Annotated in this window: 15 protein-coding genes and 1 pseudogene; 10 read left to right on the forward strand and 6 right to left on the reverse strand. The window is 43.8% G+C overall.

The window, feature by feature from the left end; translation table 11 throughout:
* Window positions 1-145 precede the first annotated feature (145 nt).
* The 5 genes and pseudogenes from UF05_RS13700 to nirD all read left to right on the forward strand — a co-directional run.
* Window positions 146-298: pseudogene (locus tag UF05_RS13700) on the forward strand (nitrate ABC transporter substrate-binding protein); the annotation flags it as partial.
* A gap of 80 nt (window positions 299-378) precedes the next feature.
* Complete coding sequence (locus UF05_RS13705) at window positions 379-1344, forward strand: ABC transporter permease (RefSeq protein ID WP_005480283.1); 966 nt, start codon at window positions 379-381, stop codon at window positions 1342-1344.
* Window positions 1345-1355: 11 nt separating this feature from the next.
* The gene (locus tag UF05_RS13710; protein ID WP_045545362.1) at window positions 1356-2192 is read left to right on the forward strand and encodes an ABC transporter ATP-binding protein; all 837 of its coding nucleotides are present in this window, start codon (window positions 1356-1358) and stop codon (window positions 2190-2192) included.
* A 10-nt stretch (window positions 2193-2202) separates the two neighbouring features.
* Entirely contained in the window at window positions 2203-4722 is a 2520-nt protein-coding gene (nirB, locus tag UF05_RS13715; protein ID WP_045545363.1) for a nitrite reductase large subunit NirB, read from the forward strand.
* Entirely contained in the window at window positions 4723-5058 is a 336-nt protein-coding gene (nirD, locus tag UF05_RS13720; RefSeq protein ID WP_017820230.1) for a nitrite reductase small subunit NirD, read from the forward strand.
* Window positions 5059-5156: 98 nt separating this feature from the next.
* Here nirD and UF05_RS13725 read toward each other — a convergent pair whose 3' ends face one another.
* Both UF05_RS13725 and UF05_RS13730 read right to left on the reverse strand, forming a co-directional pair.
* Window positions 5157-5561 (reverse strand): PPC domain-containing DNA-binding protein, encoded by a 405-nt coding sequence (locus UF05_RS13725; protein ID WP_020837951.1) that lies wholly within the window; start codon window positions 5559-5561, stop codon window positions 5157-5159.
* 1 nt (window position 5562) lies between these two features.
* Window positions 5563-6138 (reverse strand): TetR/AcrR family transcriptional regulator, encoded by a 576-nt coding sequence (locus tag UF05_RS13730; RefSeq protein ID WP_015313322.1) that lies wholly within the window; start codon window positions 6136-6138, stop codon window positions 5563-5565.
* Between the two features lie 145 nt (window positions 6139-6283).
* Here UF05_RS13730 and UF05_RS13735 point away from each other — a divergent pair, with 145 nt between their 5' ends.
* From UF05_RS13735 to UF05_RS13750, 4 genes are all read left to right on the forward strand, one after another.
* The gene (locus UF05_RS13735) at window positions 6284-6898 is read left to right on the forward strand and encodes a glutathione S-transferase (protein ID WP_045545364.1); all 615 of its coding nucleotides are present in this window, start codon (window positions 6284-6286) and stop codon (window positions 6896-6898) included.
* A 221-nt stretch (window positions 6899-7119) separates the two neighbouring features.
* A complete protein-coding gene (locus UF05_RS13740; protein ID WP_021450811.1) occupies window positions 7120-7380 on the forward strand; it encodes a hypothetical protein in 261 nt (86 codons plus the stop codon).
* Window positions 7381-7404: 24 nt separating this feature from the next.
* A complete protein-coding gene (locus tag UF05_RS13745) occupies window positions 7405-8625 on the forward strand; it encodes a PP2C family protein-serine/threonine phosphatase (RefSeq protein WP_045545365.1) in 1221 nt (406 codons plus the stop codon).
* Window positions 8618-9112 carry an ATP-binding protein gene (locus tag UF05_RS13750; RefSeq protein WP_045545366.1) on the forward strand — a complete coding sequence of 165 codons (495 nt, stop codon included), beginning with the start codon at window positions 8618-8620 and terminating at the stop codon, window positions 9110-9112. The genes UF05_RS13745 and UF05_RS13750 overlap by 8 nt, the downstream gene beginning before the upstream one ends.
* A gap of 27 nt (window positions 9113-9139) precedes the next feature.
* Here the strand turns inward: UF05_RS13750 and UF05_RS26355 are convergent, their stop codons facing one another.
* The 4 genes from UF05_RS26355 to UF05_RS13770 all read right to left on the reverse strand — a co-directional run bounded on the left by UF05_RS26355 (window position 9140) and on the right by UF05_RS13770 (window position 13493).
* Complete coding sequence (locus UF05_RS26355) at window positions 9140-9331, reverse strand: hypothetical protein (protein WP_025794062.1); 192 nt, start codon at window positions 9329-9331, stop codon at window positions 9140-9142.
* 35 nt (window positions 9332-9366) lie between these two features.
* Window positions 9367-9702, reverse strand: a complete 336-nt coding sequence (locus tag UF05_RS13760; protein WP_020842220.1) for a hypothetical protein — start codon at window positions 9700-9702, stop codon at window positions 9367-9369.
* Window positions 9703-9704: 2 nt separating this feature from the next.
* Window positions 9705-11240, reverse strand: coding sequence for a response regulator (locus tag UF05_RS13765; protein WP_045545367.1), 1536 nt, complete (start codon window positions 11238-11240; stop codon window positions 9705-9707).
* Between the two features lie 111 nt (window positions 11241-11351).
* Window positions 11352-13493 (reverse strand): serine/threonine-protein kinase, encoded by a 2142-nt coding sequence (locus tag UF05_RS13770; RefSeq protein ID WP_045545368.1) that lies wholly within the window; start codon window positions 13491-13493, stop codon window positions 11352-11354.
* Between the two features lie 322 nt (window positions 13494-13815).
* Between UF05_RS13770 and tagH the strand changes: the two genes are divergently transcribed.
* Window positions 13816-15012: a type VI secretion system-associated FHA domain protein TagH gene (gene tagH, locus UF05_RS13780; RefSeq protein ID WP_005463793.1), complete on the forward strand. Its 1197-nt coding sequence runs from the start codon at window positions 13816-13818 to the stop codon at window positions 15010-15012.

The raw sequence follows: 15012 nt of genomic DNA on the forward strand, positions 1-15012 counted from the left end.
GTCTGATGAGACTTTACTATATGAAAGCCTTCCCAGAATGAAGATAGGAAAGTATGATTCGACATGAAAACGGTAGTTTGTGTAGGTTTTGTTTGGCGATAAAACTCTATCACTTACTACCGTTTTTAGTTCCCGCTTATCCGCGATGAACCAAAAAAATTTCCCAGATTTCAGCGTTGAAGATGGGTTTCGTGCACCACAAACACACTTTATCGACAACATCGTTTATGACGGCCGTGAGCCAAATAAGTATCTAGAGAAGTTCTCTATCGGGCTTAAAGGAAAAGACAAGGTTTAGGATGAGCAATCCTACTAAAAATTCAGGGGGCAGGTGAGTCTGCCCGCAATAACAAGGATGTAGATTTCTTAGGAGTGAGTATGTCTAGTAATGTCATTTCCCTTTTTCCTGCTAAGCAGGTAGTGAACCGAAGTCGGCTGGTGCTTTTGCCCGTCATTGGCTTGCTGATCTTTTTGGCAATGTGGCACTTAGCAGCGAGAGAAGTGCAAACCTCATTAGGTACGCTGCCGGGACCTGTGCAAACTTTTCAGCAGTTCAGCAACCTTGTCGATGACCATTGGCAAGAGCGAGAAAAGGAACAAGCGTTTATCGAACGTCAGGAAAAACGCAATGCTGCGAAGTTAGCCAAGAATCCAGACACGGAAGTGAAGATTCGTCCTTACACAGGTAAGCCTACGTTCTTCGATCAAATCGTAACAAGCTTAGTGACTGTGACTGCGGGCTTTCTGTTGGCGACAGTTATCGCGATTCCACTTGGCATCGTGCTTGGTCTTAATCAAGGGCTGTATCAAGCGTTCAACCCAATCATTCAATTGCTCAAGCCTGTATCACCTTTGGCATGGCTGCCTATCGTTACCATGGTGGTGAGTGCTACTTATGTGAGTGATGACCCGATGTTTGCGAAGTCGTTCATTAACTCTCTGATCACAGTAGCGCTGTGTAGCTTGTGGCCGACGCTGATTAACACCGCAGTGGGGGTAACGAGCGTTGATAAAGACTTAATCAACGTGAGTAAAGTGCTTCAACTTTCGTGGTGGCAGCACATTCGTACCATCGTTTTACCTTCTGCCATTCCAATGATCTTCACCGGTTTACGTCTCTCTTTAGGTATCGCTTGGATGGTATTGATTGCGGCAGAAATGCTCGCGCAGAACCCTGGGTTAGGCAAGTTCGTCTGGGATGAGTTCCAAAACGGCAGCTCAGCATCATTGGGTCGCATCATGGTGGCGGTCATCACTATCGGCTTTATTGGTTTGATGCTCGATAGAGGCATGCTGCAACTTCAAAAGTGGTTGTCTTGGAATAAACAACAAGCGTTGAGATAAGGGAAAAGATCATGGAAAAAGCATTATTAGATCTAACGCGATTAGGGATGCGATTCCCAACGCTAGATGGCGAGTTCATCGCGTTAAAGAACGTCGATTTACAAATCAATAAAGGCGAGTTTGTATCGCTGATTGGTCACTCTGGTTGCGGTAAATCAACGGTATTGAACTTAGTCGCAGGACTGCACATGCCAACAGACGGCGGCGTGATCGTCGATGGACGAGAGGTGGCAGGGCCGGGACCCGACCGTGCGGTGGTGTTCCAAAACCATTCATTATTGCCTTGGTTAACCGTGTATCAAAACGTTGAGCTCGCAGTAAAACAAATTGCCGGCAAAAAGGGCAAAGCGTGGATTCAGGAGCAAGTGAATCACTATTTGGAGTTGATTCAAATGCAGCATGCCGCGCACAAAAAACCGGATGAAATCTCGGGTGGTATGAAGCAGCGAGTCGGCATTGCGAGAGCACTGGCACTTCAACCAAAGGTTTTATTGATGGATGAACCATTTGGCGCGCTGGATGCGTTAACACGTGCGCATTTGCAGGATGCACTGATAAAGATCCAAGCCGAGCTAAACAACACCGTCATCATGATTACCCATGACGTGGATGAAGCGGTGCTGCTATCCGACAAAATCGTGATGATGACCAACGGACCGGCGGCAACTATTGGTGAAGTGTTAGAAGTGAATCTACCTCGCCCTCGTGAGCATGTCGCACTGGCGGATGATGCGCAGTATCAGAAGTGTCGACAAGCAGTGCTGAAGTTCCTTTACGAGAAGCAATCTAAAACCGAGATTCCAGCTTCGAAAGAAGACAAACCCAAAACCGCAGCGCAAACGGCATAAGGAGGCAGCGATGAACAGTCCTTTAACGATCCCAGTAAAGAACGCATTGAGCCACATCGTTGTGGTAGGCAACGGTATGGTCGGGCAACACCTCGTCGAGCAATTAGTGCAGAAAAATGCGCATTTGGAGCACCGAATTACCGTGATTGGTGCAGAGCGTTTTATCGCGTATGACCGTGTACAGTTGTCCTCTTTGTTCGCGGGTAAGTCTCATGATGATTTAATGCTGAGTAACCAAGAATGGTACGACATGCATGGCATCCAACTGGTACTTGGCAGTCAAGTAACAGGCATCGACAGAGAGCAAAAGCGCATTCTGCTTGATGGTGAAGATGTGCTGGGTTACGACCAACTCGTGCTCGCGACCGGTTCGTACCCGTTTGTGCCTCCAATTGAAGGTAAAGACCGAGACAACGTGTTTGTCTACCGCACGCTTGATGACCTTTCACAAATCAAGAAGGCATGTGAAGGCGCAAGAACAGGCGCAGTGATTGGTGGTGGCTTGTTGGGTTTAGAAGCGGCAAACGCACTCAAACTATTGGGGTTAGAAACTCACGTTATTGAATTTGCACCCCGCCTGATGCCCGTACAGTTAGATGATGGTGCCGGCTTAGTGCTGAAAGAGAAGATTGAAGCGCTAGGGCTAACCGTTCACACCTCAACGGGTACGGAACGAATCTGCGATGGTGAAACGGCTAAGCATCGCATGGTGTTTAAAGACAAAGATCCTCTCGAAGTGGATGTGATTGTCTTTTCCGCAGGGATTCGCCCCCAAGATGAGTTGGCAAGGCTGGCTGAGCTAGAAGTAGGCGAGCGAGGCGGTATTGTGATTAATAACCAATGCCAAACCAGCGATGAGAACATATACGCGATTGGCGAATGTGCCCTTTGGGAGCAGAAGTTCTTTGGTTTGGTCGCTCCCGGTTACACCATGGCTAGAACCACCGCCGATGTCTTGACTGGAATGCCGAGCGAAGGTTTTAAAGGTGCAGACATGAGCACCAAACTCAAACTACTTGGGGTGGATGTGGCGTCTATCGGCGATGCACAAATGCAAACCGAAGGCGCACAGGAAATGGTCTTGCAAGACGGGGTTGCAGGCATCTACAAAAAGCTGGTGGTTGATGCGAGTGGTACCCAACTGCTCGGTGCGATTCTCGTCGGTGACAGCAGCGACTACGATGCGCTCTTACAGTGTTATTTGAACAAAACGGTTCTGCCAGACCACGCGGCGAATCTGCTGTTTGATACAGGAATGCTGGACGGAGAGATGCCAGACAGCGCCATCATCTGTTCTTGTCACAACGTCACAAAAGGTGACTTAGTTGCCGAGATTCAAGCTGGCACTACCAACCTGACGGACCTTAAAGCCAATACCAAAGCCGGTACTGGCTGTGGTGGCTGTAGCAATATGGTGAAGTCGGTATTGGATACGCAACTGGCAGCCATGGGGGTAGAGGTTAACAACTACCTTTGTGAGCACTTTGAGCTCAGTCGGCAAGAGATGTTCCATATTTGCCAAGTGGAACAGATCAAAGACTTCGACACCTTAATCGCACTGCATGGCAAAGGGCATGGGTGTGATATCTGTAAGCCGACAGCAGCATCAGTGTTTGCTTCTTTGTGGAATGAACACATCATGGAGCCACAGCATCAATCTCTGCAAGATTCTAACGATGCCTTTATGGCAAACCTGCAAAAAGACGGCTCTTACTCGATAGTGCCTCGTGTTCCGGGCGGCGAAATTACACCAGACAAACTCATTGTGCTCGGCGAAGTTGCTCAGCAATATGATCTGTACACCAAGATCACTGGCGGTCAGCGAGTGGATTTATTTGGTGCGCAGTTAGAGCAACTTCCTGAAATCTGGCAAACCTTAATTGATGCTGGTTTTGAAACAGGGCACGCCTACGGCAAATCGGTGCGCACCGTGAAATCTTGCGTGGGTTCTACTTGGTGTCGTTATGGTGTTGATGATTCAGTTGGATTAGCCATTGAGTTAGAGAACCGCTACAAAGGATTGCGAGCGCCCCATAAGCTTAAATTTGCCGTATCGGGCTGTACTCGCGAGTGTGCAGAAGCGCAAAGTAAAGACATTGGGGTGATCGCCACTGAAAACGGCTGGAATCTATACGTTTGCGGTAATGGCGGCATGAGACCAAGACACGCTGATTTGTTTGCATCCGACTTATCCAAATCAGAGTTGATCACCATGATTGACCGAGTTTTGATGTTCTACGTCAGCACCGCTGATCGCTTGCAGCGTACGTCGGTGTGGATGGAGAACATGGAAGGGGGCTTAGATTACCTTAAACAAGTGATTTTGGATGACTCTCTCAACCTATGTGACTCTTTGGATGAACAAATGGCGCGCGTCGTAGATACCTATCAATGTGAGTGGAAGAGCACGCTGGATAATCCTCAGAAACTGCAACGCTTCCGTCCTTTCTTGAACAGCACGTCGGGCAGCAAAGTCTTACCGTACCAGCGTGTGCGAGGTCAGCGTATTCCCGTGAAACAGGAGGTGTAAATGGCAGCGTTAACCAAAGTGAAATTGTGTCAGCTTGATGACCTAATGCCATTCATCGGTGCCACAGTGTTGATTGAAGGCGAGCATGTCGCGTTATTCTACATTCCAGATAGCGGTGTTTACGCCGTTCAAGATTGGGACCCAATTGGTAAGGCTTATGTGATGAGTCGAGGGATTGTCGGTGATATCGATGGTGAGATGTGTGTTGCATCACCACTGTACAAACAGCATTTCAGCTTAAAGAGCGGGCAGTGTTTGGAAGACGAGGCGCACTGTCTAAAAACGTGGCAAGTAACGGTCGACGATAATCAGGTTTGTTATTTAGTCGAAGAATGATCCTCGAAATTAGCTTGCTCGATATGAGTAAATTCTTAGCGTAAGAGATAAGCGAATAAAGCTCCAGAGACACCACAGTATGGTTCTGGAGCTTTTTGCTATTTGGAAGGATTCACTTGTAGTTCGGTATAGCCAGTCGAGTCGTCCATCGCTCTAGTGAACTCAAGTTCTGAGTAAGAATGGATGATCAATTCTGCGGTAGTATCAATCACTGTGCCTTCTAGCAAATGCCCACCCCAAACTCGTCCTTCACGATCAGAGACCGAGATATGAACGTGTTGATGTTCAGGCGTTAAGGTTCCCATCACAGAGACGATTTCAAATGGATTTTGTTTGGTTAACGTACTCTCTGCACCTGCCAAACGAAGGTTGAGCTGAGAGATACAGCCAACGCATGAAGCAATCGAACCCGCTTTGATACCGTGCTTCTCGACCAATTTCGCTAGGCTCAGCTTTAAGTCCATGCCTTTGGTAAGACGTACTGCTATTACTTCAATCGACATATTACTTCCTAATCAAAACCAGCAAGCAGGAAAGCGCCGTATCCAAGTCGGCATAACGTTTGGCTTTGCCAAGTACGCGCATGCCTTGCATGTTGTTGAGAACAAAACGGGCGAGTTCTTCTGGCTTGAGCGTTTTCGGCACTAAGGTTTCTTTCTGTGCGTTTTTCAAGGCATCGGTAATGATGTCGATTAAATGATCAAATAAAAAATGCCCTTTTCTCAGTACATCATCGTCTTCGCCTGCATGCTCCACAAGCGCATTTTGAATAAAACACCCACAACTTCGCTTGCGTTGTAACTCTGCAAAGGACTTAAGGAAAGACTCAAGTTCTGGCAGGGATGCGCCGTCTTTCTCTAAGTCGGTGAGTGAGGGCAATGAGACTTTTTTTAGATAAGCATCCAGTGCTTCGTAGTAAAGCTGCTGCTTATCACCATAGGTGTTGTAAAGGCTAAAGCGGTTGATATTCAACTCGTCAGTGAGATCAGAAATGGATGTATTAGCAAAACCTTTGCGCCAAAAAACGTCCATAGCGACTAATAGTTTTTCTTCTCGATCGAAGTTGGCTTTTCTTGCCATATGCGTACCTACCTGAGCGGTTTTTCTCAAACCACTCCTAAACTTATTGAACAACTTTTGGGAAATGAAGTTCTTGACTGATCGTTTATAAACTGGCTACAGTATATCCTAACCAATCGGTTAGAAAAAGGAAAAAGGATATAAAATGAAGCTCTACGAAACCGCGATAACTCCAAGTTGTAAGCGAGTTAGCATTTTTTTAAAGGAAATTGGTGGCGATGTTGAACGCATCGCTTTAAATGTGCGTGACGGCGAAAATCTAGCGGAAGATTTCAAGCAAAAAAGCGTCAATGGAAAAGTGCCATTGCTTGAGCTTGAAGATGGCACGACGATTTGTGAGAGCGTCGCAATTTGCCGCTATCTCGATGAAGCGTTTGAAAACGATTTGGCGTTGTTTGGGGCAAACCAACTTGAGCGTGCGCAAGTGGAAATGTGGCACCGTGTCGTCGAGTTCCAAGGCCTTTATGCGGCATTCCAAGCGTTTCGCAACATTACGGCGATCTATCAAGATCGTGAAAACTGTGTGGCAGCGTGGGGTGAAGAATCTAAGTCTCGCGTCCTCGAGTTTTTGCCAACCTTAGATAAACGTTTGTCAGAGAGTGAATACATCGCGACAGACCAGTTTTCCGTTGTCGATATTACCGGTTATATTTTCATTGGTTTTGCGGTGAATGGTTTGAGTATTGAAGTCTTCGAGAAGTACCCAAACATCGCTCGCTGGTTTGAACAAGTGTCTGCCCGAGACGCATTCCAAAGCTAATTTTTTCGCAGCGAGCGTTTTCTCTCTCGCTGCGTATTTAATGCCAATGACAAAAAGGTATTCAAATAATTCAAGTTTTCTCTTCTTTTTTTACTCATCTCCTATAATTATTTTTATATACAACAACCTCAATAGGCTTCAATGCGTTTTAGAGCAGAGTGCTCTTAGTCTGTAGACGTTCTTTTCATTTAGAGATGTCTGGCAAGAGACAAGGAGAGGTTATGAATCTTCAAATCAAAACCATCAACAACGTACTGTTTGCTTCGCTCGTTGTTTCTATTTTTGGTTTAGTGGCGATGTACCTGAACTATATGCAGCAAAGTGATCAAATAGAGCAATTGCGCGGGCAGCTTATCGAAAAAGAAAATCAGATCGTCATTTCAAACGAAGCATTGTCTTACACCCGTTATCAACATCAACTTTTAGCCGAAGACTACAGTCGTTTTAGAGATGAGCAGTCAATAAACAGAGTACTTCGTTAGTCGCTACCAGCGTTGAGGAGAGAGATGAAACCAATCTTATTGGTCGACGATAGCAAAACGGTATTGCTTTACATGACCTCCGCATTGCAAAAGCAAGGGTACGAAGTCATCGCTGTGGAGGACGGTGAGTCTGCACTTGAAGTCCTGACGCACCGAAAAGATATTCAGTTTGTTCTCAGTGACCTGATGATGCCTGGGCTCAGTGGTATTGATTTGTGTCGTGTACTCAAATCTGCGGCGTTTGAGCGGTATATCTTTTTTGTCCTACTTTCTTCACGCAATGATCAGGGCTCGATTGTTAAAGGCATTGACGCTGGCGCGGATGATTTCGTAGATAAAAAAACATCGGTAGAAGAGCTTCAAGCACGCATACGAGCAGGGTTTCGTACTCTCGATTTGCACAATATGTTACTCGCGAGAAATCAAGAATTAGATATCGCTTACCAAACGATTCGCCAAGATCTAGAATCTGCTGGTGATCTCATGAGGCAGCTTTTACCGGTAGAGCTGCAAATCGGAGCGACAAAATTAAGTTATTCCTATCTTCCTTGTTCTCAGCTTGGTGGGGATATGCTCGGTTATGCTGCGCTTGATGAGCAGCATGTGGCGTTTTATGTATTCGATGTTTCTGGGCACGGTGTCTCTTCTGCTCTGATGTCGTTTTCCATTCAAAAAACGTTATCTCGAAGCTGTGGACCGGAGTCGGTAACGACAGATCTTGTCGAGGGCGAATATGTTGTTTCGGAGCCGAATGTGGTGGTGGAGAGGCTCAACCTTCGATATCAACAAACACCTGACAGCCAATTGTACTTCACAATCGTTTACGCAGTTTTGAATACTCAAACAGGCAAACTGAGGTACTGTACCTCCGGTCACCCTAAGTTCTTATGGCGACATCAATCAGAAGCAACCATTGATATGGTTGGTGATGAGAATTTTATAGTAGGCGCGTTAGCACCAATGCAATACAAGGGCGGGGAAATTACGTTAGCACCAAACGACTCGATTTGGTGTTTTTCTGATGGCGTGGTTGAAGCGCGGTACGACAATGAGCTTTTCTCTGTAAATCGTTTAATCGCGAACGTACAGAGCGTTTCTGGACTTCCATTTGAAGCACAGGTTTCTTCTGTCGTCGAATGCATTAAACGCTGGCAAGTGAAGGAAGAGCTAGACGACGATTTGACGCTTTTACAACTTCAATGGTCTGGTCCAAACACGTCGACATGTGAGGGTGAGGATGACTGATTACGAGTTTAAAAAAACCTTTCTTAGCTCACTAAAATCTTCCCGTGAGGCGAGTAAGCAGCTTGCCGAGTTTCTCTTTCAACATCAGGTATTGGTAAGTGATGTCCAACATCTCGAATTGTGCGTAGTTGAGGTGATGAACAATGCCTTTATACACTCCTACGATGAGCAGGAAGGCGAGCCGATTGAGCTCGAATGTGCAATCTTATCTGACTCTAAGTCTACTCAGATCGAAATGCGTATTTCTGATTACGGTCGTCCTATTAAAAAATCGGTTTTCCAAGAGCACACGAATAAAGAAATAACAGCACCAAGCTTGTTTGATGAAGACAGCTGGATGTCGTCAGGAAGAGGATTAATGTTAATAAGTAATCTAGTTGACAGTTTTCAGGTATTGAGATGTGGTCGAAAAAATACGTTTGTATTGATTAAAAGAGAGGCGCGTCTAACAACCAAGCAAAGTTCTGTCACTTTACCTGGTTCTTAGTTTTCGTCCATGACGAATTAGCTTTCTTTATTTGTGATCCGTGGTGGAAGCCGATGACAGAAGCGCTTCCAATTCCTCTCTGGTCAACAAGTCTTGCGGAGTTAGCATTCCGCTCTCGTCGTCCAAAGACATTTTGGTTCTGCTGATCAAATATCGTTTTTGAGTAGGAGTTAAGTCCTTGAGCGACTCAATCAACTCCTTGAAATGGTTGTTGTCCATGTTCATAATTTCCCCGTTCTAAGCCTTAAGGTGTTTTATTTTAAGTTTTCTAAGTAAGCGAAAATCTGCTTTTTAATTGTCACCAGCTCGTTATTAACTATAGTTATATCTTCGCATTCTGGTGCAGTATTGTTTCTTGTGCTTGTTTCTATCTTCTCCAGTGCAGCAACTGCGGTATCTTCTCCAAAGCCTTCTAGAATACCTTTCAAGCTGTGTGCCATCAGATACAGCTCTGGCCAATTTTGTTGTACGAACATTTTATTTAGTTGTTCTGTCGCATCAGAGTAATCCTCCAAGTAAGTTGAAAAGACAGCAATGATGATGTCTACGTCATTGTCCATGTATTGATTGAGCAATTCGAAGTTGATCATTTTCACTCCCTGTCGGTTACGTGATAGCTAAACGGTTCGGGTATCTGGCTAGAAAAAGAACCAGAGAGATAATCGCTTAACCACCGCGACCAATTTGGTGGTAATGCCCTTTGTTTTAGGAAGTTAACCACCGACTCCGAATTAGAATGGTGTTGTTGGTCCGGCGCTGCCAGAGCGTTCAGTTTTGTCTCTACTGAAAATGGATAGTCGTATTCGTGTGGTACGATATTACACTCTTGAAGTCGGACTGATGAACACGATTGATTGATCACTCTAAGCAAGCTGCGTCTGATAGAAAACTCACCAAAAAAAGCTAATAGCGGAAGGGCTTGTTTCAATAATGCTATCGGCATTTGTGTTGGAATATCGTAAAAGTAACTCAATGACTCTAGCAATTTTAGGTGCGCTTCTGCCGCGCGAGACTCGACGAGAAGTAGCTTGCACTGCATGAGTTGCTTAAAAGCTAATAGATTAACTTGCTGCTCTTTACCCAACTGCTTTTGCGTGAGTAAACAGAGTTCATTCAGCTGAACAAGCACTTTCCTCTTGGTATGAATATGAGTAAGCGTTTTAAAATAGTCGCTGACTAAATCAACGTAAGAAGAAAGGACATTAAGCCATTGGGCATCGGTTTGTGATAAATGGGCTGCATAGGTACGGCCTAGCTCATAGAGATCTTCAAACAGGCCTAACTTGGCAGTAATTCGGGATGCTGAGAGAAAACGAGAACCATTACTTGGCGTGAGCGAAAAAGCTCTTTTTGCCAAACAGAGCGCATGTCGTTGTTGCCCCAAGCTTTCATAAAGACCGATCAAACTGTCAATGGCAGCCAAGCAGAGCGGATTCCGAGTTACATAATCAGCCAGAACTTTGACTGCTTCAGATATGTGGCCTTGATGATGCAACAAAAACGCGGTCGCACATACTTTACTTGCATGCTCTTTCTGACTGCAGAGAGGTAAATAATCCTCAAGTAGTGTGTAGTCACGTCTTTCAACTAAAGTATCGATAATCAGAGATTCAACACAAATACTGGACGCGTGGGTCTTGTGAAGCAAGATGACATCAGATAGTAAGAGAGGTTGTGAAGCCAGCAGTCTTGTTGTTACAGCGGCAATGTGCTGTTGTTCTTGCAGTGCTTGGAGCATTTTCGTGTAAAGTGCTTTTGTTTGAAGGGGTTTTGTTAGCAGGTGACGAACCCGCCCAGAGCTAGAAAGTGCTGTGAGAACTGTCTCTTTTGTGGCATCGCTAGAAATCATAAGCACAGCGGTTGTGTCTGAAATCAGTTGTGCTCTGCTCAGGAGGTGAACGAGATCCAAACCTGTGTATTTTTCTGCAAGATGGTAATCAATCACTAAGAAGGAATAAAAGCGAGTTTTTGCGGCGAGCAAGGCCGCTTGCGTGTTAGTCACGCAAGTGATGTTAGAAGCTTTTGCGCCTAATGCAATGAGTTGGTGTTTCACTAGCAGTGATGATGTAGAACAGTCATCAACGACCAGGATATTGATATCACCAACGGCGACTCTTCCCTCGGCCAAAGTCTATCTTCCTTACTACAGCTACACTAATAAGCTAGTCATCTGAGTGCATAAAGGCAAGGCGTTTTTGAGGAAAGGGGCTTAGAAGCCCCTTAAATGAGACAAAATTCGTTAACTTTGCTTGGAATCTTGCTCAATTTGTTTCATCAAATCGTTCGCTTTCTTCATTGCTCGTCTAGCGCTGGTGGTCTTTCTTTTATTCAACAGAATGTCGGAGAATTGTAGATACTTGTCCGCTGTTTGGAAGCGTAGGTCATTGATATCTTGGAATCCAACAGGGAAGTTTTCAGAGAATTTATCGACGTCTTTAACTAACTTATCCAAATGTACAGTGGTTCTTGCTTGCTTTAGGCGATAGTACAGGCCATCAAACTCGTCTTGATACAAGATTCGAGCAGCATCGATAGGGAAAGGTAACGGATTGCTCGAATCTATCGCCGTTTCATAGAGCTTCATTTCGAGCACCGCATCTTTCATCGCATTGCTTATCTCTAAGTTAGCTTTATGTTCATCGCTATTGGTGAAGAACGTGTTGCCAACCTTTATCAATGTTACTAATGCCGCTGCATCACGATCTTTCAACGCGTCACTTAAGTGTTTACCAAACACGTCACTAGAAAGTGAGCTCGGTACGAAAGGGTAGTCCTGATGGATCTGGTTTAGCTCTTCTTTCAGCTCATAGATAGACTTGGTATCTTCTTCCTTATCGTAACGTGATTTCTCCAAATGACTGTTAATCTGACGAGCAATAGAAAGTAGAGTAGAGTGCTTACTTGATTGAATGTCTAATGCAAGAACTTCGATTTTATGTGAGTCCGGGTAGTAGCCCTTGGCCTTTTGTAAAATAGCCTCAATCTCATCGTAATTCGGATAGCTAGTCGCATCGGAATTGAGTACATCGTCTATTTCTGATTCAAATTGACCGAGTAAATAGGGCTTATGTAGACGGAGCAACCCAGCTTTAATTAGAGGGTGAAGGGAAGCGTCACCATCGATTAAAGAGCGGCTATGCTCCGGCGAAGTACTTAATAGAAGCTCTGCATTTTGGATAACTTCGTTTTGTTGACTGAGCTTTGCTTCTAGACCGGAAATGGTAACTTGCTGTTGGTTGTAGACTAATCCAAGACCTGCCATAAACAACAAGCTGGCTGCGACACCAGTGGCCAAGGGCCAATATTGCTTGTTCAAACGACGCTTAACTGTCTTTGCATTAAAATCAGCGGGAATTGTACCAGTTGAAAAAATCTTCGAGAAAATCGGCCACTTCGCTATTGGCATATTTGCTGGTTTAGAGACCTTAATATTTTTCTTTAGTGCTTCATTAACTGGTGTTCTTGAATATGGATGCTTACAACTCAACAATTCATACGTAATACAACATAAGGCGAACATATCATCGCTTATGTTTGGTTCTTTTCCTGAGAGCAGGTTGAGTGAGGCGTAGTTAGGCGTGTAGCCCAGCGTTTCTAGATCTTCTGTTTTACGTTTTGCTGCATACTGATCCTGTTTGATCTGGTGAGTTTTCGACACACCAAAATCCAAAAGCTTTACATGGCCTTCGGAGGTTAAAATTACGTTGGCTGGTTTTAAGTCGGCGTGTACAACACCGAGCGAATGAGCATAGGATAGTGCGTCGAGGATTTGGTTGAGGATAGAAAGCATTGCATGGTACTTCAAACCATTTGGACGAGATCGTTGGATTAAACTTTCCAACGTTTCGCCGTCAATATATTCCATCACTAAAAAGTAGATATCACAGTCGACTCCGAAATCAAAGACCCGGATTACGTTTGGATGACTAAGTCTTTGTGTTTGTTGCGCTTCTCGAATCAACATTCTTGCTGTCTCTGGCTGAGACGCAAACTCTTTCTGTAAAACTTTTAGAGCAACATAAGGGGACTCCGAGCCAGAAGACTCAAGAATTTTGTCTTTTGCTAAATAAACATCACAGAGTCCACCATGACCTAAAATAGACTCAATTTCGTAACGGTTTTTTACTGTTTGCCCAATTAAATTTGAGTTAATAACACTTTTGTTTTTTATGTTCTTATTATCACTTTTGTTGATAGGTGGTATTGTGTTTTCTTTTTGAGACAGTTTTGTATCCGTTTCATTTATATTTTCATCGGAGTCTTGTTTATTAACATTTTTAGCGGGTTCAATTGCGTTTTCTCTTTTTTGAGTCTTTACAATTTTTGTTTTATCTCCGCTATCGCTGCTATTTATAGATTTGTCTTTATTTTTTTCTTCCATCACAAGGACTCCATATAAATGATGGGGTTAATATATATATTCCTGCTAAATGAAAAATACTTCGGTTAGATTTTCTCGGCCAAACTAACATCGGTTTTTTGACGGGTGAAAGTTTGAGTGTCAAAAATTTGAACCTGGTTGGATATTTAAAATTGTTCAACAATTCATGATTGCTTTGATAAAAAAATGATTCATTATGCCGTCAATAGTTTTTATAACAGCTATAAGAACTCTATTAATCTTAATGTTAATAATTAAAGCTTCAAATCTAATTATAAAAATCGATATATAAATATTTAGCAGGTCTTTGGCGAGGTTTTTCATGAAATTGGTATTGACCATAACGAGTTTCCACAAATTTACTCCGGAAATAGAGAGTGAGTTTGTGTTTGAATCAAGTGATGAGCATGCAAAGGTAACCTTCGGACGCTCAGAACAATGTGACTGGACGTTACCAGACCCTGAGAGAGTTATTTCTGGGACTCACGGCGAATTGATTAAATTTGGCGATAAATATCTAATTAAAGATTTATCAACAAATGGCACATTTGTTAATAATGCAGTTACTCCAATCGGCCAAGGGAATGAGCTTGCTTTGTCCCATGGTGACACTGTTGCTTTAGGCGATTATCAAATACAAATTAGTATTAGTGATATCTCTGAAGATAGGACAGAGCATCAATTTACATCTAACCCAGAGGTTAAGACGCCAGTTGGATTCGAACAGCACGTAGAATCGATTCCAGAGATGGAAGATTTTGGTTTAAGCGCTGCCGAGTTGATGGATGAAAGTGTCCCATCAGATTTTCAGTTAGACATTGGTCTAGTAGATGATTTTCTAGAAATTCCGAGTCACGAAACTGAAGTGCCACAACCTAAAGTTGCATCAATGCAGCCTGATACCAACGCTAAAAGCCAAAAACCTACAGTGCATCGAGGTGAACTGGAAGCCTTCATTTATGGCATGGGGATCGACCCCAATATGGTACCAAGCCAAAATCGAGAGCAGTGGTTTGAACAATTAGGTCAGTCGTTTTCTCTCATGCTTATTGGGCTAATGGAGACTCTTCACAATCGGGCTGTATTTAAACAAACCAATCGCGTCAATCATACTGCATTTAGAAAGTCTGAAAATAATCCACTTAAGTTTTCAGCAAATTTGGAAGATGCAATCCACAATTTGTATAACCGTCAAACGTCAAGTTTTTTAAAGCCTAATGCCGCAATAAAAGAAGCATTTAACGATATTGAAAATCATGAGCAGGCTTTAATGCAAGGAGTAGCGGGTACGGTATCGAGTGTCATGTCTCTCGTTGAACCTAATACTATTTATTCAGATGCATTGGCTAAAGACAATGTAATTAACAAGGTTATTCCAGCAAGAAAATATGCTCAGAGTTGGAAGCGCTTTGAAGGTATTCATAGCCAATTAACAGATGAACTTGTCAATAAAGAGTCTCCATTTTATTTAGAAGATTTTGCTAAGCACTACGAATTAGCGCTCAAGAATAAAGGTTAA

It is taken from the genome of Vibrio sp. S457-15 (assembly GCF_000960545.1).
GTDB classification, from domain to species: domain Bacteria; phylum Pseudomonadota; class Gammaproteobacteria; order Enterobacterales; family Vibrionaceae; genus Vibrio; species Vibrio parahaemolyticus.